Here is a 25,553-nt window from a genome sequence, read left to right as displayed (position 1 = left end):
TTTCTCCGTGATTTCATAGTAAAGTAGAAAATACAGATAAGGGGAGGGTGAGCCATGGAAGAAAAAGAGGTTCGAGGCAGTACTTTTATCGTTCAAATAAAATGCATGGAAAATGATACGTGGCAAGGGAAGGTTATTTGGGCTGAGAAAAATCGGGCTCAATATTTTAGGAGCAGTTTGGAACTTCTGAAGTTAATGGATAGAGCATTGTTGGATGAGACTTTGTCTTTAGAGGATGAGGATGAAGAAGATGGAGAAGTCGTTAGCTGAGCTTTATGCCATAGATTTATTGGGCGTGTTAATCATGGAAAGAGTAGACGGGGACTTTCGGGGAGAGTTGATAGAACAGTACTCTACGAAGCGGGTCCCTTTCTATGGCGTTTTGGACCTGATTAAGAAGATGGAAATGCAGTACGATGCGTGGGATTATCCGCAGACCTCTTCACGGGACAGAAGCTTCCGGAAGAGACAGAAGTATGTTTATCCCGACAGAAGAGGGAAGAAAGACTTTGTGGATGAGGTGAGGACGCTCACCAAGCATTCCATTTTGGAAGAGCGAGGAAAGCTCGCCACTTTTTTTGTGCATACGAAGTTTAGGCAGCACTGTACATGGCAGGGAGAAGTCTATATCGGAGAAAAGGAGAAGGCTTTCTCTTTTCAAAGCGTACTGGCTTTGTTAAAGATTATGGAGAGGGAATGTCCGAGAGAGTAGAATCGAGAGGAATAGAGAAGATAAAAAGAAGGCTATGCAAGTCAGTCTTCTGTCTTTTTTTTCTGCTTCTCTTTGCGTGCGGGAAGAAACCGACCGGCACCATTTCCGGAAGAGAAATTCGGCTGAGCTTTGACCGGGATAATTATCCCTTTACCGCGGAGGACGAGGAAGGGAAGGCCGTTGGATTTGAAATCGAACTGATGGAACGGATTGCGGAAAAGGAAAGCTTTACTTTAAAGTTTTTGCCCAAAAATCAATCCGCACTTGCTCCCTCCGTGATTACGGGAACTTCGGATATGGCGATTGGCGGTCTGTCTCGCATAGAAGACGAGGAGAAAAGACTCAGCTATTCTACCTCCTATTTGACGGTGCACCTGGCCATTCTTTTAAGGAAAGACAGGGATAATCCGGCAGAAAAGAGTTTGGAAGACTTTCGGGGAAAGACGGTTCTGGTAAAGGAAGGCAGCGCCGCCGCATCCTTTCTCGAAGAGAAAAGAGAGGAGGAGGGCTATTACCTTAGCGTGGTACAGAGTAATGAAGATTTTTTTTCCGCCCTGGAAGAGGAAAAAACGGATGCCATCTGTGATCTTCGCCCCGCCCTTTTGAAAATGCGGGAAGGAGACAACAGTTTAGAGATGCTCTCTCTCGACAAGGAAGAAGAAATCTCTTTCATCGTGAGTCGCGGTCAAAACCGGGAGATTCTCAGAGCCTTCGACAGGGGCTTTCGAAAAATAAAGGAGAATGGAGAATTTGAGGCGCTCTACCGGCGCTATGAGTCCTATTTTTCCGAATAAAAACGAGATGAAAAAGCAAAATTTTAAAAGAGAAGTTATATCTTCTCTTTTTTTTGACGATAAAACAGGGAAGCCATGAAATATTTTCATTTTTTAATAAAAAAATTTTATCGAAAAATAAACGAAAAGACAGGATGAACTGCCTGGGCGCGGGCGGCAGGAAGCCGTAATATCGGAGGGAGCCGAAGTGAGTAAAGAGAAGAATCTTCTTCTTCCAAAATGGATGGAGAAAAAGAAACAATTGAAGGAGAGTCAGCTGGACCCTCTCAGTAAGACGATAAAGAATCAGCCCTTTAGAGAGTTGGCAGCGGAATTTTTGGAAGAGGGGCAGCTTCTTTGCTATTTTAATATTGTAGATTTTAAACTGTATAATTACCGATTCGGTTTCGAGGAGGGAGATCTTTTGCTGATTCAAATGGCAAAGATTCTTCAATCCGCTTTTCCGCATGCACTGATTACCAGAATGTTTGCGGATCAGTATGCCCTTTTGACGACTCCGGAGGATTGCCATAATTCCTTATTGAAAGCGCATACCGAGTTTGAAAAGCTGGATTTACCCATGTTTTTGGACTTTAAGGTGGGAATTCATGTTGTCTCTGAGAAGAGAAATATCATCAATGCCTGTGATAATGCGAAAACGGCCTGTGATTCCATCAAAAAAGACAGGGAAAGCTTTTATCGTTACTACGATGAGGAACTCAGCCATATGCTGCTCCGCCAGCGTTTTATTGTGGATAATATTGAAGATGCCATGAAGAGAGGGGATATCCAGGTTTATTATCAGCCCCTGATTCGTGCGCTTTCCAAGGAGGTTTGCGGACTGGAGGCTCTGGTACGCTGGGTGGACCCGCAGTTTGGATTTATCTCTCCCGGAGAGTTTATTCCGGTTTTGGAAGAGTATCATATTATTCATTTACTGGATATTCACGTTGTTTCTCTGATTTGCCAGGCTTTTTCCAATATTCGGGAAAAGGGGGAGAACATGGTTCCGGTTTCTTTTAACGTTTCCCGTATGGATTTTGAACTCTGCGATATTTTTGCGGAGATTGAGAAGCTTGTAAAAGAATACGATGTACCGAAAGAAATGCTGACCATGGAAATCACGGAATCCGTTTTAAACAAAAATCCGGCCTTGATCAGTAACCAGATAAAGCGGTTTCACGAGGCCGGTTACAAGGTCTGGATGGATGATTTCGGATCCGGCTACAGCTCTTTGAATATTCTGAAGGACTTTGACTTTGACTTGTTGAAAATCGATATGCTTTTGTTGCAGGATTTCCAGGAAAAGTCTCAAAAAATTGTCAGCTCTATTGTGGATATGGCTAAGAAAATCGGAATCCGTACGCTTGCTGAAGGAGTGGAGACGGAGGAACAGCTGGAGTTCCTGCGGGAAATCGGCTGTGAAAAGTTGCAGGGGTATTATATCGGTCGTCCCCGTCCCTACGAAGAAAGTATTGCCCATTGTAAGGAAATGGGCTTTCGTTTTGAGACACCGGGGAAGAGAAGATACAACGATGACCTCGGGAATGTCAATCTGCTTAGCGGGTATGCCCATATAAAGCAGCATGCTGCGTCCGAGGTGGGAAATTATGTGGAAGGAATTCCCCTTTCCATTGTGGAAATGGTGGGCGATAAGATGGAGTTTCTCTATGCCAACAAATCCTTCCAACAGGAGCTTTCCAGTGTCAGAGGATTAAGCGTGAAGGGGACGGAGGAAATCATTAATAATAAGCAGGAAGAGATGTATAAGGTGGTAAGACGTTTCTTTTCCAATCTGTCCGCGGGAGAAAGAGAAACGCTGGATACCATCGTGGGAGATACCTTCTTCAGTATTCGGGGAAGAGAGATTAGTCACATTCCGGGAAGAAATGCTTATATTGTAAATCTTCAGGTCTATCAGGGGGATTTTTTAAAGCTGAAGCAGAAGAAAATGATCGAAAAGGTCAAAGACTTATATAAGGGGTATGAGCTGGTTCTCCTTTGGAGCCCCAGAATGGGACAGACGGAGTTGCTTTACCTTAGGGCGGAAGGCAGAATGCAGCAGGAGGAAAAAGATTTTCTGACGTGTTATGCCAGGGATACTTTTTCAAAGGAAGAGGGAAAACGCTTTTTCCAGTTCTTACGGCAAAACAGTGCCCTAAAGGGGGAGAAAGCCGTCAAGGAAAAATACTTTATGGGAGTAGACGAAAACGGAAAGAAAATCGTCTTACTGGTGAGCCTTAAGGCTTCCATGCTGGATGAGGAGGAGAAAATCCTCTTGAGCATCAGACGCCTTTGGAATGCACAGGTCGCTTCTCTTGTTGCAGGGAAACTGGGCGAAGGTTTATAAGCCGAAAAACAAAGAAGAAAAAAGGGCATAATCCTATCTTTTTTAAGAAAGAAAAGATAGGATTACGGTTTTCTTAAAAAGAGGCAAGAAAACAGGATTAAATAAGATAGAGAATTACGCTGTCTTTTTTGCTGAAAAAATAGACGAATTAAAGCGAGTCATTTGTGATATAATTCTAAATCGATGAAAATACTTAGAAAAAAATAGATAAAAAAATTGGTCATATTCATGAATCTTATACTTGTCAAATAGCAAGGGTTTTGCTATAGTACATAGGATTTAAAATTAAAAAAAGATTAAAAACAGGTACTCTCGGCTTTTTTAGGATTGATACTATGCATCACGGATGAGCACAGAGAGAATAACATTGTGTCCTAAAGGAGGAGGAGCGATGGAAAATATAGCGTTTATTCAGCCTATGACTTCTTGGAAGCTTGGAAATATAGGCGATACGACAGCGGTGGAAAGAGGACTGACAGGAACGGAGAATGGCAGTCTTTTTAGAGATGTTTTTAAATCGGCAATTGATAATGTAAAGACTACACAGCTGGACGTGGAAAATAAACAGTATTTACTGGCTACAGGCCAGCTTTCCGACGCCCACAGTCTGCCTATTGCGGAAGCCAAGGCGCAAATCAGTTTGGATTTGCTGGTAACTTTACGGAATAAGGCGTTGGAGAGTTATAACGATCTAATGAAGATCAGCCTGTAGGATGAATGATAGAGGAGTTTTCAGGTGCAAAAACTCAAGGAGATGTGGCAGAATCTGTCACAAAAATCAAAGAAACTCTTAGGCATCATTGCTGCTGTGACGTTACTCGTGATCGTTGTAGCTGTTGTTTTGATTGCTAAAGGACAAAAAACAGAATACCAGACCCTTTTCAGTTCTCTGAGTCAAAGCGAGGCACAACAGGTTGTTTCTCTTTTGCAGGAACAGAACGTTCCTTATCTTTATGACGGAAAGTCCGGTTCTCTTAAGGTTCCTTCTCAATCGGTAGATACCTTAAGAGCACAGCTTTTATCGAAGGGATACCCCAAATCCGGCTTTGCTTACAATATGTATATCGGAAATTCCGGTTTGATGACAACGGAGTCCGATAAGAAACAATATACTCTCTATGATTTGCAGGATCGTTTGGGGGCAACCATTCGCCTGTTTGACGGCGTGCGGGATGCAAAGGTAACCATTGCGGAAGGCACGGAGCAGAACTATGCCATAGAGTCCGATAATCCGATTCAGGCCAGTGCCAGCGTAGTGGTGACCATGGATGAAGGGCAGACTCTGAGCGAGAAAAATGCAGAAGCCATTAAAAACCTGGTAGCCCGTTCTGTAAAAGGAATGACTTTTACCAAGGTTTCGGTTTTTGATGCAGGAACCATGGAGGAAGTGGCTGCGGATGCGGAAGACGGCGCAAGCGGTTCCGGGACCAGTATGGCGAATCTTACGGCCACTGTAGAGAATAACATTGCTACCAATATTAAAAGGGTACTCGGGAAGATTTACGGCGGAGAGAACTTAGCCGTTTCTGTAAAAGGTACCTTGAACATGGCCAAGCTGGTTCAGGAAAACACACAGTACTCCGTTCCGGAGAAGACGGAAGCCACAGACAAGACCGGTCTTCTTAAGAATGAGGAAGTGGCGGGAGAGAATGCCGGAAGTTCCGGTGAAAATGCCGCCGGTGTTGCAGGAGCGGATGCCAATGCGGACACGCCGCGATATACGACACAAAACGGAAGCAATACCACGGTGGACGGCTATGCCAATTCCAGTGCCACCAGAGAATGGCTTTACAATGTTTTAAAAGAGCAGAAGGAAATTTCCCCCGGCGTCTTGGAGGACGCTACGGTTGCGATTGTAATCAATACGGATGACAAGAGCATTCCGGATGGAGATTTGATTAATCTTGTCGCGGATGCGGCGGGCATCAATAGAGAAGATGCAGAGAACAAAATTACGATTTTGCGCTCTTTGAATAAGACCAATGTACAGAAGACGGAAGAAGAACCGCTTCCGGAAGAGCCGAAGACAGTACTCGAGAGATTCCCGTTATGGGCATTAATCGGAGCGGGAGTATCCGCATTCTTATTAATCCTGATCTTGCTGATTCTGATTCTTCGTGCGAAGAAGAAAAAGAAGCAGAAGAAGCTTATGGAAGAAGAGATGGCGAACCAAGAGGCACTCAGTGTTAAGCCGAGTGATGAGATAGCACCGATCGATGACACGCCGGATGAGTATGAGCTCAATGCGGAAGGCAGAATGATTCACGGCATGAAGCTGAAGAAGAGTATTGGCGAGTTTGCGGATCAGAACCCACAGGTTGTAGCAAAGCTTATTCAAAGCTGGATGAGAGAAGAGGAGCAAAACCTTGGCAGAAAACAGCACAGAAGTACAAGAAAGTAAAGTTAAAACAAATGCGAATCCGGAAGGCGCGGAGCCTCATCATAGCCTCAGCGGAAAACAGAAGGCTGCCCTCGTGGTAGTCTCTCTGGGGGCTGAACGTGCGTCGCAGATATACAAATACTTGGGAGAAAGAGACATCGAGGAGTTGACCTTTGAGGTAGCCAAGATGGGAAAAACCACGAACTCGATGGTGGAAACCACCTTAGAGCAGTTCTACCGCCTGTGTCTTACGCATAAGATGATGACAGACGGCGGAATGGACTATGCGAGGGCTGTCCTGGAAAAGGCTTTCGGAGAAACAGCGGCAAAGTCCCTTTTGGATCGCGTGTCTCATACCCTGGCATCCAAGCCTTTCAACTTCTTCTCCAAGGGAGATCCGAAGGCGTTACTTTCTCTTTTACAGAACGAGCGTCCGCAGGTCATTGCTTTGATTTTATCCTATATGGATGCGGAGCAGGCGGCGCAGGTACTGGAGAATTTGGCGGAAGCCAAGCGTATTCCTACGGTAGTGGCTATGGCAAAGATGGATCGTGTATCCCCGGAAGCTATTTCCATTGTAGAAGACGAAATGAAGCGAAAGTTCGATACCATTATTACCAGTGAAGACAATATGAACCTCGGCGGTATTGATTTTGTAGCCGATGTCATGAACCATATCGATAGAAGTAATGAGAAGAAGATCTTCGACGAGTTGGATGTAACCGATCCCGATCTTTCTGCGGATATCAAGGACAAGATGTTTGTATTCGAAGACATCCTTACCATGGACGATCGTTCCGTACAGCGCTTTATCCGTGATTGTGATTCCAAGGATATCGTATTTGCCCTGAAGACGGCAAACGAAGAGATGAAGCAGATTTTCTTCAACAATATGTCCAAGCGTATGGCGGAGACGGTGCATTCCGATATGGAAGTATCCAGAAATATCCGCTTGAAGGATGTAGAAGAGGCACAGCAGCGTATTGTTAACCTCATCCGTACCCTGGAAGATCAGGGTGAAGTAATCATCAATAAGGGAGGAGATGAAGACAATGTCCTCGTCTAGGAAGATTATCAGGTCCGCTTCGAATAAGGAGCTCTCCAACTATCTTGGCTCTTTTGACGAGGAAAAGCCTGTGACCGAAGAAACTCCTGAGGATTTTTTTCAGGAAGAGGAGCCGACGGAAGAAGAGGATTACTTAGCACTTCCGGAGAAAAAAGAAGAAGATCCCTATCACGAAACCTTACTGCATCTGGCACTGGAAAAAGCGCAGCGCATCATCGATACTGCGGAGAAAGAAGCGCAGAGAATCAAGGAAGATGCAAAGGAGGATGGCTATAAAGAGGGATTTCGGGAAGGATATGAAAAGGGGAAGGAAGAAGCGGAGGAGAGAATCCTATCCGAGCATGCGGAAGAGTTGGATGATTTTCGTCAGGAGCTGAACCGAACCTTACGTACCGTAGAAGATGCGAAGACGGAAAGACTGTATCGCTATATGGATGAATTAAAGGATGTGGCGATAGCCGTAGCGGAAAAGGTAATCTATGTCAGTCTTCGCTCCTCCGGAGAAGTCATCCGGAGGATGATTTTAAAAGAAGCGGAAAGAATCAAGAAAACAGCCTGGCTGAAGATTCATATTGACCGTTTAGACTATGAAATGCTGGTAGAGACAGACGCAGACGTGGCATCAGAGCTTTCGCAGGTTTCGGACAATATTAAGTTTGTGATTGTGGAAAAAGAGGAGCCGGGGACACTCATCTTAGAGACCCAGGAAGAAATTGTGGATGCCGGCATCGGCACCCAGATGGAAAATCTGAGAGAAAGACTCGGGCACCTGGATACCCAAGAGAGTGTGTAAGTCATGTATGAGAATGTCCTCTCCACCATTAAAAAGATGGACCCGGTGGAGAATATCGGAAAAATTGAAAATATAGTGGGAATGTCTATGGAGGCCTCCGGTACGGGTAAGTCCAGTATCGGAGACATTTGTATGATATACAGTGATGAGACGGAATCTCAGGTCGCTGCGGAAGTGGTCGGCTTTAAGGGAGATCGTGTACAGCTGATGACCTACAAGAGTGCGATGGGGATTACGTCCGGTGCCTTTGTTCGAAACACCAGACGTCGTCTCCGTGTTCCTGTTGGCGATTTTCTAAAGGGAAGAATTATTGATGCTCAGGGAGTCCCGATGGATGGAGGAGAGCCCTTTCCCGACAGCGAATACTATACGGTAAATAACGCCTATATGAACCCCTTGGACAGACCGCCTATTCGAGAGCGTCTGCACTTCGGAATCAAAGCCATTGACGGCCTAAATACCGTGGGAAAAGGACAGCGTATCGGCATTTTTGCCGGATCCGGTGTCGGAAAATCCACACTTATGGGCATGATTGCGAGAAATGTCAAAACGGACATTAACGTTATTGCACTGGTAGGAGAGCGTGGTCGAGAAATTTTGGAATTCGTGGAAAAGGATATGGGAGAAGAGGGAATGAAGCGTACCGTTCTGGTAGTGGCTACCTCCGATCAGCCTGCCATGCTCAGACTGAAAGCACCTCTTGTTGCAACCACGATAGCGGAATATTTCCGAGATAAGGGGATGGATGTGCTCCTGATGATGGACTCTCTGACCCGTTTTGCCATGGCGCAGAGAGAAATCGGTTTGGCAACGGGAGAACCGCCGATTGCGAGAGGCTATACACCTTCCATTTATGCGGAATTCCCGCGACTCTTGGAACGGGCGGGAGCCTTTAAAAAGGGCTCTATTACCGGCGTATACACCGTCCTGGTAGAGGGTGATGATACAAATGAACCGATTGCGGATACGGTCCGCGGTATTTTGGACGGACATATTGTGCTTTCCAGACAGCTCGCTGCGGAGAATCATTATCCCGCTATTGATATCGGAATGAGTATTTCCCGTCTTATGAATGAGTTGGTTTCGGAAGAACATAAAAAATCCGCCTCCAGAATCCGAAACACGCTGGGACTCTATAGAAAGAATTCGGATTTGATTTCCATTGGCGCCTACAAAAAAGGCAGTGACCCTAAACTTGATGAGGCGATAGAAAAATATCCGCTAATCAATGAATTTCTTAAGCAAAAAGTAGAAGAATCATTTTCCTATGAAGAAACAGTAATAAAAATGGAGGAAATTACCGATATCTCTTAGGAGGTAAGAAATTCCTGAGAAGAAAGGGCGGAGCGGAATGAAAAAATTCAGCTACAGTCTGGAGGCAGTTTACCAATTTAAGCAGAAAATCTTAGACAAACTTAAGAAAGAATATGCTGTGAAATTGCAGGACGTGCAGATGCAACAAAGACTTTTGGAAGACTTGAGAAAGGAACTTCATCATTATGAAGAGGAGTTTGAAGTCGTCAAAAGGGAAGGATGTTCCATTGAAAACATGATGATTTATGTGCGCGGACTGGAAAGAATGGAAAAACGCATCAAAAAGGAAGAGGATGAACTTACCCGCCTCACTATTCTTGCTGAGGAAAAAAAGAAAGAAGTAATCAAGGCAAACATGGATACCAAGGCCTTTGAGAAATTGAAGGAAAAGAAGCTGGAGGAGTACCATGTCCTTGGGCAGAAAGTCGAAGAGGTCTTTATTGAGGAATTCGTTTCTCATGCCAGAAAGGCCTGATTAAGCGGGAGAAAATATGGCGGAACTAATGATGCTGAACAAGGAAATCAGCGCAGGTAAGAGCAGTCTTATTCAACAGAACTCGGTATACTCATCGGGAAAAGAAAACAGAAAAACGGAAGATAGCGGAAGCGCTCCCTTAGACTTCAGTAAAGTTCTTCGGGCTTCGAAGGAAGAAGGAGAGAAGAAGGAAGATGTTCGTACGGAAAAAGACGATAAAAAGGGAAGCGTCGAAAACAAAAAAGACGAGAATAGCGGAAAAGTAAAGAAACCGGACGAGAAAAAGACGGAAGAAAAGAAAACGGAGAGTAAGAAAGAAGCTTCGGAAGACGGAAAAATGGCTACGCTTCTGACCGAGAACAGTTTCTTGATTCAAAGAGACCAGCTTAAGGTGGAATTACAGGCCAAGACGGAAGAGGGAGAAGCCCTTTCGGTAGCCGCTGTGCAAGAGTCGGGAGAGAAACTTCCTGAAGTTCTTGCAACAGTAGAAAGCAGTCAGCCGGAGATAAAAGAGCTTTCAGCTCCCGCTACAAAGGCGGTAGCTGCCGAAACAGTCCTTCCGAAAGAAGAGAAGGCTGAAGACCAGGAGACTGTGTTTTCGGCTGTGAGAATGGAAAAACAGCCTTTACAGGAGGAAGAAACGACTGTAAAGGATGAAGTAGAGACCAAGTCTGCAAAGAAAAGCGGAGAGAGAGTTGCAAGACCGGATTTAAAGAAAGAAGAGCTTGCACCCGAGCATGCCGTAAAGCCGGAGAGTTTGTTCCGGAAAGAGGCGGAGAGCAGCCCCGTTCAGAAAGCGGAGGAACCGCTCAGACTTTATACAAAGGAAGAAAGCATTCCTGAAGACGTGGCGAAGTTTTTAGGAGAACAAATCGATTTTTCCAAAGGAGAAATCAAGATAGAATTGGAGCCCAGAACACTGGGACAGATTACGGTAAAAGTGAATTTCTCCGCCGGCAAAGCCAATTTGGTTATTCTTGCGGAAAATCCGAAGACCCTATCCCTCTTGCAAAACGGCGCGTTGGATATGGCCAGAATTTTGGAGCAGAAAACCGGAGAAGTCACGAAGGTCGTTGTCCATGAGGAAGCGAAGGGAGAAAATCTTTTCCAAGAGAATCCTTCTCATAACAATGGAGAAAATAAGGATGAGGCGGAGCGGAGACTCCGTGAAGAACTGGAAGAAAGAAGAAGAGGCAACACGGAAGGATTTATCCACAGAATGAGACTCGGTCTTAGTGAGTAAGGAGGAAGTATGGCAGATATACGCGGTGTGTCTTCGGCTACAAGCCCCTATGAGGCAGGGAGCTATACAGCGAAGTCCAATGCTAAAAATACATTAACCATTGAGAGTTATTTCAAACTTTTATCGGCACAGCTTGCCCATCAGGATATGTCGAATCCTATGGACAACAGTGAAATGATGGCGCAGATGACGCAGATGGCGATGGTACAGAGTTTGGGAACCATGACGAGCAACATGAAGGAAGAAATGGCACTGACCAAGACAACTTATCTTGCCGGCTTGATCGGGAAGGATGTAACAGTTAAGGTGCCTGATGCGGATAAGAATCCAGATCCCAATGCGCCGAAGGAGAAGAGCGGCATTATTGCTTCCGTTAACATGAAAGGGAATGAAGCAACATTCCGTATTGAGGGAGATACAACGGAATATCCGTTAGAGAGCCTTTTGCAGATTGGAAAGCTCAGTACAGGAACTGCAACAACAGCGGCGACTGCTGTGAACGCTACAGGCACGCAGAGCACAGCTGCAGGCGCGGCAACCGCAGGCGCAGCACCCGCAGGTGTTCAAGCTTCTCACAGTACAACGTCTACCGCAGGCGCTCAAGCCTCTCACGGTACAACGTCTGCCGTAGCGGGTACAAGCAATACGGCTACTCCGCTAAGTGCGGGAGGAGCGGCTACGCCGAGTTCTGTCGGAGCAGGCACCGCCCCCGCTTCTGGTGCGCAGACCGCTCCTGCGGCAGGAACACACACCGGAGCGCAGAGCACTACGGAAATAGGACCGGGTGTCGGATTACAGAGTAATGCGGTAACGGGAACAAGCGGAAGTCCAAGCACTTCGACATCAGCGTAGGCGTACGGGATGACCATGTATAAAACGAGAATTAAAATTTAACAATATCCTTTATACAAAATCAAAAAATGGTCGATAAAAAAACGTAAACTTACAGACAAAACAGAACCTCTTTTGAGAATGCATAATGAATTGAGGAAAGGATAAGATAATATGTTAAGAGCAATGGATTCTGCTGTGGCAGGCTTGAGAGCACATCAAAATAAGTTGGATGTTATCGGTAACAATATTGCAAACGTAAACACTTTTGGATTTAAGGCGCAGACCTACAGTTTTAAGGATGCGATGTATCAGACATCCTCCACTTCTTCCGGAGGTAAGCAGGAAGCAACGGGTAATGCAACCATCGGTGGTGCTAACCCGGCACAGTACGGCTATGGTTCTCTTACGGGTTCCATTGCGACGGACTATACATCCAGTACTCCTTCTTATGTAGGCGGTTTTAATGCTTCTATCAACGGTTCCGGTTTCTTTGTAACCAGTGCATCCAATAAGTCGATTGAGTTGGATCCGGCAAATACGAAGACTACCACCGCAGAGATGAAAAAGAACAACTTTGCTTACACCAGAGTAGGACAGTTTTCAGTAGATGCAAACGGATATATCGTAGATGCAAACCATAACTTTGTTTACGGTTTCCAGCCCGATTCCTTGACGGAGCCGACCAAGTACGGAGACGGCGGAAAGAAGCTGGTACCGCTTAGAGCACCGGCTGCGGATAATGCTGGAACGGTTACTCTTACGGGAACTCCGGTATTTACCGGCTTTGCGGCACAGTTGAAGTCCGTGGAAATCGGTGAAGACGGAATCGTAAAGGGAATTATTGATAACAAGACTCCCGGAGTCGGAGGAGCCGCTGCACAGGTTACTTCCGTGTCGGTTGTTTTAGGAAAGGTAGCGGTAGCGACATTCCAGAACCAGGAAGGTCTTACCAAGGCGGGAAACAATACCTTTAACGCAGGTGTAGGCGATAACACGGGATACATTTCCGCAACAATGCCGGGAGAAGGTTCTACCCCCACCCTTATGGCAGGATACTTGGAGGCTTCCAACGTAGACCTTGCCAAGGAGTTCTCGGATATGATTACCGCACAGAGAGGTTTCCAGGCAAACTCCAAGATCATTACCGTATCGGATGAGGTACTGCAGGAACTGGTTAACATGAAGAGATAATTTTGAATTAACAGAGCAGCTATGAGGTTGCGAGATAAGGAAAGAAAGAAGGGAATCTTTACAGTCTTCCTTATTTCGCATCCTCGTTTTCTGAGTAAAGAGACTTACTTTATATCATTAGGTTGAAGAGAGGAAGGGAATCATGATTCGCCTAACCAAATTAAACGGAGAAGAAATTTTCTTAAATTATTTTCAAGTTTTATACATACGACAAATTCCGGAAACAAAAATCAAGCTGGCAAATGGTGATTTTTATCTTGTCAGAGACAGCGTTGAATCAATCGTGAAGCAGGTACAGGAGTTTTTGGGAAATTGCTTTACCTTTCAGAACAAACTCCATACAGGAGAAGATGTTTATGAAATCAAGGGGTAAGAATAGGCCTGAAAGGGAGAATGATTGCAAGGAGGCAGTTAAAAGACCATGGATTTAACAATGCTAATCGGCTGGATTTTAGCCGCTATATTAATCGTTAACGGAATCGGTGTGAATAAGCTGGGAAATTTCTGGGACGTTCCCAGTGTGCTTATCGTTATCGGAGGTACCATTGCGGGACTGGTTGCCTGCTATCCCTTCCGTATCTTAAAGGAAGTTCCGAAACATATTGCAATTTGTCTTAGGGGCGGAAAAAAATACAACATTCCCAAGACAGTAGATGCTATAGTTGACCTGGCCCTGATTGCAAGACAGAGCGGACTACTTGCGCTGGAAGAAAAAGCGGAGGAAATCAAGGAGCCGTTCTTTAAACAGGCTGTGGTCATGATTGTAGACGCCAATGACCCGGATAAGGTCAGAGCGGCACTCGAAAGGCAAGTAGAAGATATGATGACCCGGCATGAAGAAGCCAAGGGACTTTATGTAAAAGGCTCGGCTTTGGCGCCGGCTTTTGGTATGATTGGAACTCTGGTAGGACTGATTAACATGCTTAAAGGAATGGACCTTTCCGGTTCGGGCGGTTCCAGTACCCTGGGTCAGGATATGGGTGTTGCCTTGATTACCACTTTTTACGGCTCATCTTTAAGTAATGTTATCTTTCACCCTATTGCACAAAAACTCACAATAAGAGATAATGAAGAGGTGCTTTACTGCCAGGTTATTATTGAAGGCGTTATTGCAATCCAATCCGGAGACAATCCGAAGGTAATCAGAGAAAGACTTCTCGCCTCTCTTGATCAGAAACAACAAAAGAAGCTTCTGGCTAAAGCCGGAGCAGGCGGCGGAGGTGAAAAGTAATGAAGAAAAGAGGCGGAGGCGGTGACGAAGGCGGATCCTGGATGGACACCTACGGAGACTTGGTAACGCTCTTACTGACGTTCTTCGTGCTTCTCTATTCCATGTCCAGCCTGGATCAGGCAAAATGGGATGTCTTTGTTCGCTCTATCTTTCCGAACGGAAGGCCGGGCGAAGAATCGGCAGAACAGATAGTCCTGAACGGACAGGTAACGAATGAGGATGGAAAAGGTTCCGTGGGAGACGGTTCGATTCCCCCAAACGAGGTCAATCTGAACGATCCGCAGGAACTCTACCTGCAGATTGCGAAGGCTTTGAATGATGCAGGAATTTCCGGGGTGGAAGTTTCCCGAGGAGAGGATTATACTTTTGTTGTGTTTAAGGATAAGGCCTTCTTTAATGGAGACAGTTCCGTCATTACACCGCAGGGACAAGAGACTTTAACGGTATTTTGCAATGCGCTGGCTGATCAGGCGAATGAGATTTCTCAGGTCAACATCATGGGGCATACCGCTCAGGGAGATCCGAACAGAGCCAATAATCCGAGAAATGACAGAATGCTTTCCGTGATGCGTGCTGCGGAGGTTTGCCTGTTTATACAGGGACGGGGAATTATTTCTCCGGATAAGCTGGTTAGCATAGGTTATGGGCAGTTTCATCCCATTGCCGAAAATGATACATCCGAAGGCAGAGCCAAGAATAGGCGTGTGGAGATTCTTCTCATTGATCAGGGCGCGCAGATTCGAGGTTTGGATGAATATTTCCAGGAATACTACAGCGGAAAGAACAGCGATAAGACAATCGTGACCGACGGGGTTCCGGAAAATATTCAAGCGGAAGAAAACGGACAAGCACCGCAGGAGGTGGCAGGAGAAGGGAATGCGGAAGCAGTACCTGCAGAACAGCCACAGGCAGTTCCTGCTGAACAGCCACAGGCAGAAACAGTTGACGCAGGCGCTACGTCAGCTTCGGAGTAAGGATAGAAGTCCGAAGCATACGAAAGGAGTTATGTGGGAAAGGGAAAGCTTTTTCACAAGAGTTCAGGAAGAGGTTTATAGATGGCAGATGTACTATCCCAAAGCCAAATCGATGCACTTCTGAAATCCATGCAGGACGGTCCCCCAAAGAGGAGAAAGAGGAACCGAAGGCTGTAGAGGTTTCGGTCCAGGAAAGTCCGAAGAAGGAGGAAGCTCCTGCTAAGGAAGACAATTTCAGTAAGTACGATTTCTACAGTCCGAGAAAGTTTACCAAAGAGAAGATTCGTTTGTTAAAGAGCATCTTTGATAACTATGCTCGTATTTTGACATCTCAAGTAAACGGTATTTTCCGAACTATGACGGATATTACGGTTTTAGAGTTAAGGGAAACAAGATACTACGAATATGTCAATGCGTTCCATGAAAATGATTGTATGACCATTGTGGAGACGCATGTAGACGGTAAGGGAACCAGCAACGTACCCCTTATGAGTTATATCTCTCCGGGGCTTACATTAACTTTGGTAAGCCATATGCTCGGCGGCACGGACTCCGTTATGAAGACGGACGGAGACTATCGTTACACCGATGTGGAGATGGCACTCTACAGACGAATCATGGAATACATTGTCCATGCTTTGGGAGACGGCTTCAGCAACTACATCAATGCGGAGTTCAAGATTTCGAAAGTGGAGACCAACCCCTCCATGGTACAGGAAGTCGGTCTGGACGAGACGGTAATGATTGTGGTTCTGAATGTGGACATTTCCGGTTTGGCTATGGAAAGAATCAGAATATGTCTTCCGGGAACCTTGCTGGAACATATGTTTAAGATTATTGACAATCGGAAGCATCTGGCAAGAGGATTTGCCTATGAAAACAACCAGGATGTGATTATGGAACATCTGCGCACTTCCGAATTTTCCTTAACGGGGCAGCTGGGCATTGTTAAGCTGGACATAGAGGATTTGTATCACCTGAAGGTGGGAGATGTAATCGACCTGAACAAGGAGAAAGATTCTTCGGTAAAGCTCTATGTGGGAAGACAGCCGTGGTTTACCGGAAAAATGGGTGTATTTAAGAAAAACATAGCCGTTCGAATAGAAGAACGTATTATGCAAAAAGAAGAACTGCCGAAAGATGATACAGAGGGTTTTACTCAAAGTCCGGATGAGTCGGAGGAGGATGAAGAATTTATCAGCAATCCCGGCATTGACGCGGAAGACCTTCAGGAACTTTTGGATACGGATCCTTCCCTGGATGAATAGGGATGCAAAAATGATTCTTTAGGCGAAATCGCCTACAGATATAGAAAGCAAAGATAAGGATAGGAGAAACGAAGATGGCAAAGATTTTGTTAGTAGACGATGCAGCGTTCATGCGAATGATGATTAAGAATTCCCTGACAAAGGGCGGATTTGCTGATAGCACCTTCGTGGAAGCACAGGATGGCATGGAAGCGGTAAAGAAATTTGATGAAGAGAATCCGGATCTGGTCATCATGGACATCACGATGCCGAATATGGACGGTTTGCAGGCTTTGAAGAAGATCAGAGAAGCACATCCGGATGCAAAGGTGATTATGTGTACTGCAATGGGACAGGAGAGCATGGTTGTGGATGCGATTAAATCCGGTGCCAAGGACTTTGTTGTGAAGCCCTTTAATGCAGAGCGTATCACTTCCACGGTAAAAACAATTTTAGGAGTTTAAGAGAGTAGAGGAAGAGTATGTCATTTTTAAATTCATTCGATATAAGCGCTTCGGGCCTTAGTGCTCAGAGGGTTAGAATGGACATTGCCGCAGAGAATATCGCAAATGTAGATACTACCAGAACGGAGTCCGGTGGTGCCTACAAAAGGAAAGATGTGGTTTTGGAAAGTTATGGAGACCGCTCTTTTCAGCATGCGCTTCGGAATGCAGCGAATGGCAAAGGCTTCCGGGGTCAGCATGCAGGAGTAAGAGTGCAGGGAGTTATTACGGACGATCGGGAAATGAAGAGAGTCTATAACCCGAACCACCCGGATGCCGACGCTGACGGTTATGTAAATTATCCGAATGTGGATGTCTTGAAGGAAACCATAGACTCCATGTCCGCTACACGTTCTTATGAGGCAAATGTCACAGCCCTGAATGCGATGAAGACCATGGCACAGAGAGCTTTGGACATTGGAAAATAAATAAGATAAGAGGATGATTGGATTTTTAGGGAAAATAAAGGAGTATGATAGATGAGTGCCACGAGCTTCAATGAAATGGAATTCGATGCCATAGGCGAGATTATGAATATCAGCCTGGGTTCATCGGCAACAGCAGTATCCACACTTCTTGGCACGAAGGTGAACATTACCACTCCGATTGTACAGGTGCTGACAAAGGATGATTTTGATTTCCAGGATTTAGAACCTGCAGTTGGAGTTGAAATTTCGTATGTAAAAGGGCTCAGCGGAAAGAGCGTTATGCTTTTCTCCCGAAATGATGTGCGTGTCATCGTCTCGATGATGATGGGAGCAGAGATTCCGGAAGAAGAATTCGTGATGGATGAAATCAATGCCAGTGCGATTCGGGAAGCCATGAACCAGATGATGGGGGCTTCCGCCACGGCATTATCCGAATTTTTAGGCACAACCGTGGATATTTCCACCCCGATTTCCTATGAGATTGACGACGGAAATGCGTTTAAAGATAAGTATTTCGACGGATCGGAAGACAGCGTCGTTATTCGTTTTACCTTAGAGATAGAAGGAAAGCTGAGTAGCGAATTTATCAATATCATGTCTGTAGACCTTGTGAAGCGTCTTTTGGAGCCGTTTAAGGCACAGTTCGGCATAGAAGATGACGATGATGAGTACATTCCTTCCGAAGAGCCGGCAGCTCCGGTAGAAGCCCCGCAGGCGGAAGTGCAGGAGGCAGCTCCGGCAGAATCCCCGGTGGAAGTACCGCAGGCCGCGAAGTCCGGCCCGATTGACCAGGCACAGGCAGATGCTCTTCTGGCAAGTCTGTTGCAGGCACAGGCGGAAGAGGGTAGCGCTGAGGCTGTACAGCCGGCATCCTCGAACAATGCGGCACCGGCAGAGAATCAGCCTCCGAAGCAAGAAGCACAGGCAACACCGGTTCAACCGATGCCGGAAGCAGCTCCGGCACAGCCGATTCCTCAGGCGGCGCCCGCTCCGCAGGCTATCCCCCAGGGAATGGTTATGGGCGGGATGATGGATCCCATGACGATGCAGCTGATTACACAGATGCAACAGTCTCAGACCCAGATGATGGAGCTCATGCGAGAGATGCAGAGCGGAAAGAGCAGTAAGGCGGCTCCTGCAGAACCCAGCATCATAAAACCGTTAAACTCCAAAGAATTTTTGGATGATGCGGAAGGAAAAGAAGAAAATGCCAGCAATCGAGAACTCCTGATGAAGGTTCCTTTGGAGATTTCGGTAGAAATCGGAAGAACCAGAAAGCTGGTAAAGGATATCCTCGAGTTTACACAGGGCTCTCTGGTGGTTTTGGATAAGATGGCCGGAGAACAGGCGGATCTTTATGTAAACGGAGAGTGTATTGCAAAGGGAGATATCGTAGTTGTAGAAGATAACTTCGGTATTCGTATTACGGAAATTTTAAAGAAAGACATTAATGAGGAGAGCCTATAATGTTTGCGGAGGATAGCATTTCCCTGGTATCCGGATTTCTCCTTCTTTGTCTTTTTATCTTAGGAGCCTGGACCTTAAATCGAATCATCGGAAAGTACGGCAAACATTTTCAAAAGGGCCGCTATATGAAGGTGGTCGATCTCATACAGATTGCACAAGACAGACAGCTGTTTATTCTTCAATTGGAGAAGGAAAACCGCTGTCTACTTCTGGGTTCAGGACCTGAGGGAATCAATCTGATTACTGAGCTTAAGGAAGAGTATGAAGAGGTAGAATCGGTTATGAAGGGAAGGTCGATTCAGGACTTTATTCGGTCGATCGGTGGGAAAAAAGAGGGAGATTTTTCCGGCATTTTTCAAAGCTTGAATACGGAAAATGCAGATAGAGTAGAAGGCGAAGGATCGCGTATTTCGGAAAGGAGTCCGGATGAATGAATTATTAACTGGATTAAACGGCGGGTCTGTGCCAACACTGGAATTGATTTATCTCTTGACCTTGGTGGCATTGCTCCCGTCTATTGTCATTATGATGACTTCTTTCACAAGAATCATCATTATCCTTTCTTTTACGAGAAATGCGATGGGGGTGCAGCAGACTCCGCCGAATATGGTTTTGGCGGGCATCGCCTTTTTTCTGACGCTGTATATCATGTCTCCTACGATTAATAAGATTAATCAGGAGGCTTATGAGCCTTATAAAAAAGGTACGATTACGCAGGAACAGGCTCTGGAACGCATGGGAGACGATATGAAGGAATTCATGCTCCGCAATACGGAGAAAAAGACCCTGGATCGCTTCGTGGGAATGAGTAAGACCGAGCTGAAAAATGATCCCAAGGACTACCCCCTAACAGTGGTAGTGCCCGCTTTTATGACTTCCGAACTGAAAAGAGGCTTTACTGCGGGATTTTTGATTTATCTGCCGTTTTTATTAATTGACGTCGTGGTTTCCACCACCTTGATGGCTATGGGAATGGTTATGCTTCCTCCGGCTATGGTGTCTATGCCGTTTAAGTTGCTCTTGTTTATCACGGTGGACGGTTGGAATCTGCTTTTTGCAAGTATGGTGAACAGTTTTCGTTAAAGTCCGAAGTGAAGTAAGACAGAGCAAGCAGAGAGTAAGAGATAGGCTCTTCATGGAGGAAAACGATGGAGAGGAGCAGAGCGGGAGGAAAGGAGCAAAAATGCTGGATAGCAACCAAATCCTGGATATTATGAACCAAACTTTTATGTTGGCGCTTCGAATAGCCCTGCCTTTTCTTTTAATCAGTATGATTTTGGGTATTGTGGTGGCTATTTTTCAGGCGGCAACCTCTATCAATGAGCAAACCTTAAGCTTCGTGCCGAAGCTGATTGCGATAGTCATTCTGCTTTCCGTCTTGGGCAGTACCCTCTTGAAGACCATGCAAGACTTTTTTGTGATGATTTTAGGACTGGTGGCGGGAGGATAATATGTTTATCTTATTTTCTTTTATCGTCATGCGCATGAGCGGAGCCGTGGCATTTAATCCCATTTTCGGTCGGGTGAATTATCCTGCGAGAGCCAGAGCGGCATTGATTTTGGCGCTATCCTTCTTTTGCTATAGCTATACGGGGGGGAAGCTAAATGTGGTACCGAGCAATTTTATTGAATACGGTTTTCTGCTTTTAAAGGAGCTTTTCGTAGGATTTTGTCTAGGCTTTGCTATGGATTTGACTTTTCTCTCCCTGCGATTTGCCACTTCCGTTATCGATTTTTCCTTGGGTTTAAGCATGGCGCAGGTCTTTGACCCGCAGAGCAGCAGTCAGGCTACCGTCAGTACGGGTCTGTTCTATACTTTTTTGTTGCTCATATTTCTCTCTGTAGACGGTCACCTTCGGTTTTTGGAAATTTTATTCAAAACCATAGATACCAATCCCTTCGGAGAAGTATCTATCCGTACCCTGCTCATGCCGAAGCTGATACTGAACCTCTTTGTTGCTTCCATGAAAATGGGCTTGGAGCTGGCCTTTCCCATAATGGGAATTGAGCTTATGACCGAGGTGGCTCTGGGCATCCTGATGCGGGTTATTCCGCAGATTAATATCTTTCAGGTTAACTTTCAGTTAAAAATTTCCCTGGGTTTTTTAATGCTGTATTTCCTTCTCGTTCCTATATCGGACAAAATGAACGATATTATTCGCAGTGCTTTTGATTATTTGGGACAGGTCATGCGTCTTTTGTAGGATTAGAGAAGGTCGAAAACGGTTGGGAATTAAAAAATACTTAAAAATCATGCATTTAACTGTGGAAGTTTTTCACGGTTTTAGGTACACTTAGGGGTAAGGGTTAAAGCAGAAGGAGAGGTAGATAGTGGCTGACGGCGATAAGACCGAAGCGCCTTCCGAAAAAAAGCGGCAGGATGCGAGAAAAGAAGGTAATGTCTTTCAAAGTGCGGATATTGTTACGGTAGTGGTTCTTTTTGGGGTATTCTACGCGGTACGCTTTATGATTCCCTTCATTTACAAGGACTTACGTAATTTTCTCTCTTTCATACTGGAATTGATTCAGGAAAGAGAACCGGTGTCCAGTCAGATTTACTATCGCTTTTTGTGGCTTTTGGTCAAGTCTGCGCTGCCGCTTTTGCTCATTACGATGTTCCTGGGAACGATTTCAAGCCTTGTGCAGACCAGGTTCAACATCAGTTTCAAGCTGGTTGTACCGAAGTTTTCCAAGCTGAGCCCTGCAAGAGGCTTTACAAAGGTTTTTTCCAAAAGAAACCTTGTAGACCTGATTAAGAATATAATAAAAATTGTACTTTTGATAAATTTCCTTTATTCTATACTGAAGGCGGATATTATTCCCATTGCCAAAATGTTGCATATGGACATCCGGAATTCCAGTATTGCGCTGATGAGTATGATGTTTGACCTGATTACCCGGGTATGCGGTGTCTTTCTGATTATTGCCATCTTTGACTTTATGTATCAGAAGTGGCAATACGAGTCAGACTTAAAGATGACGAAGCAGGAAGTAAAGGATGAATACAAACAGAATGAAGGAAACCCGGAGATTAAAGGAAGAATTCGTCAGTTGATGCGTTCCAAGGCGAACCAGCGTATGATGCAATCCGTACCCGATGCGGATGTGATTATCCGAAACCCGGAACATTTGGCGATTGCCATTAAGTATGATCCGGATAAGAATCAGGCTCCGGTTGTCCTGGCGAAAGGACAGGATGAGCTTGCTCTGAAAATCATTGAGGTCGGAGAGGAACATCAGATTACGGCTGTGGAAAACAGACCGCTTGCCAGAGCCATGTATCCCCTGTGTAAGGTGGGACAGGAAATCCCCGGTGATTTTTACGGGGCGGTAGCGGAAATTCTGGTTTACATTTACCGGAAGGAAAATAGACAAGATATCTTAGATAGAGCAAAGGAAGATAATAGAAATGCTTAAACGACTTTTGCAAAATTCAGTAGTACTTTTCGTACTGGTGATCATATTGCTATTGATGATTCCAATGCCACCGGCACTTGTCGATGTGGCTATTGTGGTTAACATGGCAATTTCCATGATGATTCTGGTCATCACCATGACGATCAGAGAACCGCTTGAGTTATCCATCTTCCCGTCCCTCCTATTGATTACGACCCTGTTCCGATTGGGAATTAACGTTTCCACAACGAGAAATATTTTGACCCGTGGCGGATCTTCGGGGGCCATTATCAAGGCCTTCGGTGATTTCGTGGTACAGGGAAATGTGGTTGTCGGCTTGATTATTTACTTAATCATCGTGCTCATGCAGTTTATCGTTATCACAAAGGGTGCGGAGCGTGTATCGGAAGTGGCTGCCCGCTTTAAGTTGGATGCAATGCCCGGTAAGCAGATGGCGATTGATGCGGATCTTTCTTCCGGTATGATTACGGAAAAGCAGGCCAGAGAAAGAAGACAGAAGATTCAGAGAGAATCCGATTTTTACGGTTCCATGGACGGTGCGACAAAGATTGTAAAAGGAGACGGTGTCATGTCTCTGATTACGACGGCCATCAATCTGGTCGGAGGAAGTATCATCGGTATCATTCAATCGGGTCAGCCGGTTGCTACCGTACTTTCCACTTATTCCATTGCTACCGTGGGAGACGGTCTGGTAGGACAGATTCCGTCACTGCTAATCTCCGTGTCAACCGGTATGATTGTTACCAGAGCGGTATCGGAAGGCTCTTTAAATGAAGACGTTTCCAAACAGTTCACGGCGCAGCCGAGAGCGATGCTGATTACCGGTATGGCGATGATGGTTTTGGTTTTGATTCCGGGTATGCCGATTTTACAGATTATTCCCGTTGCAGGCGGCTTTATTGCGGCAGGATATTATCTGGAAAAAAGAATCAAGGAAGAACCTGAACAGGCAAGGAACGAGGGTGAAGGCTTACTGGCCGCTATGGACGAGGAAGGGCAACCGGCTGCCGCTCCTGCTGAAGGACAGAAGGAAGAAGCGCCGCAGAGTGAAGAGGACTTCTATAAGGATGTCAATAACGTCTATAACCTCTTACAGGTCGAACCGATTGAAATGGATTTCGGTTACAGTCTGATTCCTCTTGCGGATGAATCGGTAGGCGGTCGTTTGATTCAAAGAATCGTTATATTCCGAAGGCAGTATGCGCAGGATATGGGCTTTGTGGTGCCTTCCATTCGTTTGCGGGATTCCTCCAATTTGGGGACCAATGAATATAGTATCAAGGTCAAAGGCGAAGAAATTGCAAAGGGTGAAATTCTGACGGATTATGTTCTGGCTTTGGAGCCGGACGAAGTGGAAGACACTATCGACGGCATTGAAACCATTGAGCCTGCCTACGGTATCCCCTCGAAGTGGATTCGTCCGGAAAATCGAGAAAGAGCGGAGCTGTACGGCTATACGGTTATCGACCCCCTTTCGGTTATGCTTTCTCACCTGTCGGAAACGATTAAGAGACATTCCTTTGAACTGATGACCAGACAGGAAGTGGTGCGCCTTGTCGAGAATTTGAAGAAAACCGCACCGGAGCTTTGCGAAGAAGCCTTTCCGAGCGTAATCAGCTACAATCTTCTGCAAAGAATCCTGACTATGCTCCTTAAGGAGGGAATCTCTATAAAAGACCTGGAAACCATCGTTGAGACCTGCTTTGAGACAATTAGTGAGAATGGTTTACCGGTCAAGGATACGGATCAGATTGTAGAGAAGGTTCGTGCTGCACTGAAGAGAACCATCACAAGAATGTATTGTGAGGATGGCAACATGAAGGTTATCACCTTGGATGCCGGTCTGGAACGAACCATGGTAAACTCTCTTGCCCGAGGAGAGAACGGACTGTACCTTGCCTTGAGCCCTGAGCTCTTACAGAGCCTGGTACGACAGGTGGCGGAAGAAAGTAAGAAATTCAACAATCTTACCAGTCCTCCCCTGATTCTCACCTCGCAGGTTATGCGAATCCATTTTTACCATTTGATCGAACAATTTTATCCGAATGTAAGGGTACTATCGTTTAACGAAGTGGCGAGCAATGTTCAGATTCAGGCGATTGGAAGCCTTCGTTTGGAAGACGATATGGAAGAAAAAGGCAGTGCCTAAGAAAAATCACGGAAATGTTTAAGTTGAAATCCGGGGAAAGAGGAATCCATCTTGAATACACTGAATTATCCCAGCTTAGAGGGAAAAACAAATGAAGAACTATTTACACTGTATAAGGAAACGCATGCACAAGAGGTAAAGCAGGAACTCACCATGCGTTACGTGTATATTGTGCGCTCCATTGCTTATCAAATGCGTGAAATGTATCATGACTTTATGCAGACCGATGATATCGTAAACGAAGGTGTCATCGAGATTATGCGTGCCATCGAACGCTATGATGAGAGCCGGGACAATAAGTTTGAAACCTATATTTCTCGTCGAATCAGAGGTATGGTCATCGATATGATGCGGAAAAACGACTGGCTTCCGAGAAACTTTCACAGAGACAGCCGGAGTATAGAGCAGGCAACCGTAGAGTTGAATGGTCGTTTGGGCAGAGCGCCCAGCGATGAAGAACTGGCCGAATACTTGAATATGAACATAAAGAAGTTACAGAAAATTCAGCGTATGAGTAATATGGTGAATGTTTTGTCCTTGGACATGACGTACGACGAGGGAAATGAAGCACTGCTTCAGATTCCTTCATTAGACCACAGTACACAGCCGGAATTCAGTTTCATTCAAAAGGAAAATGTTCGCGCCTTAACGGAGGCCATTGAAGCGCTTCAGGAAAAGGAAAAACTGGTTATTTCTCTCTACTACGTGGAAGAATTGAATATGAACCAGATTGCCGAGGTTATGGAAATCTCCCAGCCTCGAGTTTCTCAGCTACACAGCATCGCTCTCCGTAAACTGAGAAAGTTTATGGGAGATCGGGAAGGAGCATAGATTTCTTGGAAAGTTAGATTTTGTTGTAAGCCTGTGTGACAGTAAAAAAGGAATCAAATATTCCGGGTGTATGCCCTTATAGAAAGCGGAAAAGAGTCCGATAATCAAGAAGCGAGATGAGTGACCTCTTGGGAAAAGAAGGTTAAGTTCAGGTTCGTGGAAGATGCAGGGCTCT

26 protein-coding genes and 1 pseudogene are annotated in these 25,553 nt (G+C 45.5%); all 27 read left to right on the top strand.

Annotated features, from left to right (window positions below; genetic code table 11):
* Positions 1-54: 54 nt before the first annotated feature.
* The 27 genes and pseudogenes from HMPREF9624_RS08370 to HMPREF9624_RS08240 all read left to right on the top strand — a co-directional run bounded on the left by HMPREF9624_RS08370 (position 55) and on the right by HMPREF9624_RS08240 (position 25,378).
* The gene (locus HMPREF9624_RS08370; RefSeq protein WP_009537378.1) at positions 55-270 is read left to right on the top strand and encodes a hypothetical protein; all 216 of its coding nucleotides are present in this window, start codon (positions 55-57) and stop codon (positions 268-270) included.
* The gene (locus tag HMPREF9624_RS08365; RefSeq protein WP_242822637.1) at positions 251-712 is read left to right on the top strand and encodes a hypothetical protein; all 462 of its coding nucleotides are present in this window, start codon (positions 251-253) and stop codon (positions 710-712) included. The genes HMPREF9624_RS08370 and HMPREF9624_RS08365 overlap by 20 nt, the downstream gene beginning before the upstream one ends.
* Complete coding sequence (locus tag HMPREF9624_RS08360) at positions 697-1,506, top strand: ABC transporter substrate-binding protein (protein WP_009537376.1); 810 nt, start codon at positions 697-699, stop codon at positions 1,504-1,506. Before HMPREF9624_RS08365 ends, HMPREF9624_RS08360 begins: the two co-directional genes overlap by 16 nt.
* A gap of 187 nt (positions 1,507-1,693) precedes the next feature.
* Complete coding sequence (locus HMPREF9624_RS08355; RefSeq protein ID WP_009537375.1) at positions 1,694-3,835, top strand: bifunctional diguanylate cyclase/phosphodiesterase; 2,142 nt, start codon at positions 1,694-1,696, stop codon at positions 3,833-3,835.
* 391 nt (positions 3,836-4,226) lie between these two features.
* Positions 4,227-4,547: a flagellar hook-basal body complex protein FliE gene (gene fliE, locus HMPREF9624_RS08350; protein ID WP_009429810.1), complete on the top strand. Its 321-nt coding sequence runs from the start codon at positions 4,227-4,229 to the stop codon at positions 4,545-4,547.
* 24 nt (positions 4,548-4,571) lie between these two features.
* Positions 4,572-6,236: a flagellar basal-body MS-ring/collar protein FliF gene (fliF, locus tag HMPREF9624_RS08345; RefSeq protein WP_009537374.1), complete on the top strand. Its 1,665-nt coding sequence runs from the start codon at positions 4,572-4,574 to the stop codon at positions 6,234-6,236.
* The gene (fliG, locus tag HMPREF9624_RS08340) at positions 6,202-7,281 is read left to right on the top strand and encodes a flagellar motor switch protein FliG (protein ID WP_009537373.1); all 1,080 of its coding nucleotides are present in this window, start codon (positions 6,202-6,204) and stop codon (positions 7,279-7,281) included. The genes fliF and fliG overlap by 35 nt, the downstream gene beginning before the upstream one ends.
* Positions 7,268-8,074 carry a FliH/SctL family protein gene (locus HMPREF9624_RS08335; RefSeq protein ID WP_009537372.1) on the top strand — a complete coding sequence of 269 codons (807 nt, stop codon included), beginning with the start codon at positions 7,268-7,270 and terminating at the stop codon, positions 8,072-8,074. Before fliG ends, HMPREF9624_RS08335 begins: the two co-directional genes overlap by 14 nt.
* Positions 8,075-8,077: 3 nt before the next feature.
* A complete protein-coding gene (locus HMPREF9624_RS08330) occupies positions 8,078-9,388 on the top strand; it encodes a FliI/YscN family ATPase (protein WP_009428973.1) in 1,311 nt (436 codons plus the stop codon).
* Positions 9,389-9,425: 37 nt separating this feature from the next.
* The gene (gene fliJ / locus HMPREF9624_RS08325) at positions 9,426-9,863 is read left to right on the top strand and encodes a flagellar export protein FliJ (protein WP_009537371.1); all 438 of its coding nucleotides are present in this window, start codon (positions 9,426-9,428) and stop codon (positions 9,861-9,863) included.
* A gap of 16 nt (positions 9,864-9,879) precedes the next feature.
* Positions 9,880-11,106 carry a flagellar hook-length control protein FliK gene (locus HMPREF9624_RS08320; RefSeq protein WP_009537370.1) on the top strand — a complete coding sequence of 409 codons (1,227 nt, stop codon included), beginning with the start codon at positions 9,880-9,882 and terminating at the stop codon, positions 11,104-11,106.
* A 9-nt stretch (positions 11,107-11,115) separates the two neighbouring features.
* A complete protein-coding gene (locus tag HMPREF9624_RS08315) occupies positions 11,116-11,958 on the top strand; it encodes a flagellar hook capping FlgD N-terminal domain-containing protein (protein WP_009537369.1) in 843 nt (280 codons plus the stop codon).
* A gap of 153 nt (positions 11,959-12,111) precedes the next feature.
* Positions 12,112-13,131 carry a flagellar hook-basal body complex protein gene (locus HMPREF9624_RS08310; protein ID WP_009429869.1) on the top strand — a complete coding sequence of 340 codons (1,020 nt, stop codon included), beginning with the start codon at positions 12,112-12,114 and terminating at the stop codon, positions 13,129-13,131.
* A 142-nt stretch (positions 13,132-13,273) separates the two neighbouring features.
* On the top strand, positions 13,274-13,504 hold the full coding sequence (locus HMPREF9624_RS08305) for a flagellar FlbD family protein (protein WP_009537368.1): 231 nt from the start codon (positions 13,274-13,276) through the stop codon (positions 13,502-13,504).
* Between the two features lie 48 nt (positions 13,505-13,552).
* A complete protein-coding gene (locus tag HMPREF9624_RS08300; RefSeq protein ID WP_009537367.1) occupies positions 13,553-14,362 on the top strand; it encodes a motility protein A in 810 nt (269 codons plus the stop codon).
* Positions 14,362-15,336 carry an OmpA/MotB family protein gene (locus HMPREF9624_RS08295; RefSeq protein WP_009537366.1) on the top strand — a complete coding sequence of 325 codons (975 nt, stop codon included), beginning with the start codon at positions 14,362-14,364 and terminating at the stop codon, positions 15,334-15,336. The genes HMPREF9624_RS08300 and HMPREF9624_RS08295 overlap by 1 nt, the downstream gene beginning before the upstream one ends.
* Positions 15,337-15,417: 81 nt before the next feature.
* A pseudogene (locus tag HMPREF9624_RS12315) lies at positions 15,418-16,604 on the top strand (flagellar motor switch protein FliM).
* A 74-nt stretch (positions 16,605-16,678) separates the two neighbouring features.
* A complete protein-coding gene (locus HMPREF9624_RS08285) occupies positions 16,679-17,047 on the top strand; it encodes a response regulator (RefSeq protein ID WP_009537364.1) in 369 nt (122 codons plus the stop codon).
* 17 nt (positions 17,048-17,064) lie between these two features.
* On the top strand, positions 17,065-17,514 hold the full coding sequence (gene flgC / locus HMPREF9624_RS08280) for a flagellar basal body rod protein FlgC (RefSeq protein WP_009429142.1): 450 nt from the start codon (positions 17,065-17,067) through the stop codon (positions 17,512-17,514).
* 51 nt (positions 17,515-17,565) lie between these two features.
* Positions 17,566-18,981, top strand: a complete 1,416-nt coding sequence (fliN, locus tag HMPREF9624_RS08275) for a flagellar motor switch protein FliN (RefSeq protein WP_009537363.1) — start codon at positions 17,566-17,568, stop codon at positions 18,979-18,981.
* Complete coding sequence (locus tag HMPREF9624_RS08270; protein WP_009537362.1) at positions 18,981-19,415, top strand: flagellar biosynthetic protein FliO; 435 nt, start codon at positions 18,981-18,983, stop codon at positions 19,413-19,415. Before fliN ends, HMPREF9624_RS08270 begins: the two co-directional genes overlap by 1 nt.
* Positions 19,408-20,064: a flagellar type III secretion system pore protein FliP gene (fliP, locus tag HMPREF9624_RS08265; RefSeq protein WP_009428714.1), complete on the top strand. Its 657-nt coding sequence runs from the start codon at positions 19,408-19,410 to the stop codon at positions 20,062-20,064. Before HMPREF9624_RS08270 ends, fliP begins: the two co-directional genes overlap by 8 nt.
* A gap of 100 nt (positions 20,065-20,164) precedes the next feature.
* A complete protein-coding gene (locus tag HMPREF9624_RS08260; protein WP_009537361.1) occupies positions 20,165-20,431 on the top strand; it encodes a flagellar biosynthetic protein FliQ in 267 nt (88 codons plus the stop codon).
* A gap of 1 nt (position 20,432) precedes the next feature.
* Entirely contained in the window at positions 20,433-21,185 is a 753-nt protein-coding gene (locus HMPREF9624_RS08255; RefSeq protein ID WP_009537360.1) for a flagellar biosynthetic protein FliR, read from the top strand.
* 127 nt (positions 21,186-21,312) lie between these two features.
* Positions 21,313-22,398: a flagellar biosynthesis protein FlhB gene (gene flhB / locus HMPREF9624_RS08250; protein WP_009427896.1), complete on the top strand. Its 1,086-nt coding sequence runs from the start codon at positions 21,313-21,315 to the stop codon at positions 22,396-22,398.
* Positions 22,391-24,547 carry a flagellar biosynthesis protein FlhA gene (flhA, locus tag HMPREF9624_RS08245; protein WP_009537359.1) on the top strand — a complete coding sequence of 719 codons (2,157 nt, stop codon included), beginning with the start codon at positions 22,391-22,393 and terminating at the stop codon, positions 24,545-24,547. The genes flhB and flhA overlap by 8 nt, the downstream gene beginning before the upstream one ends.
* Positions 24,548-24,598: 51 nt before the next feature.
* Positions 24,599-25,378 (top strand): sigma-70 family RNA polymerase sigma factor, encoded by a 780-nt coding sequence (locus HMPREF9624_RS08240; protein WP_009429807.1) that lies wholly within the window; start codon positions 24,599-24,601, stop codon positions 25,376-25,378.
* The last annotated feature ends 175 nt before the right edge of the window (positions 25,379-25,553 follow it).

Origin of the sequence: Oribacterium asaccharolyticum ACB7, from assembly GCF_000238075.1 — a bacterium.
GTDB lineage: Bacteria > Bacillota > Clostridia > Lachnospirales > Lachnospiraceae > Oribacterium > Oribacterium asaccharolyticum.
This window is presented reverse-complemented; position numbering and strand designations above follow the sequence as displayed.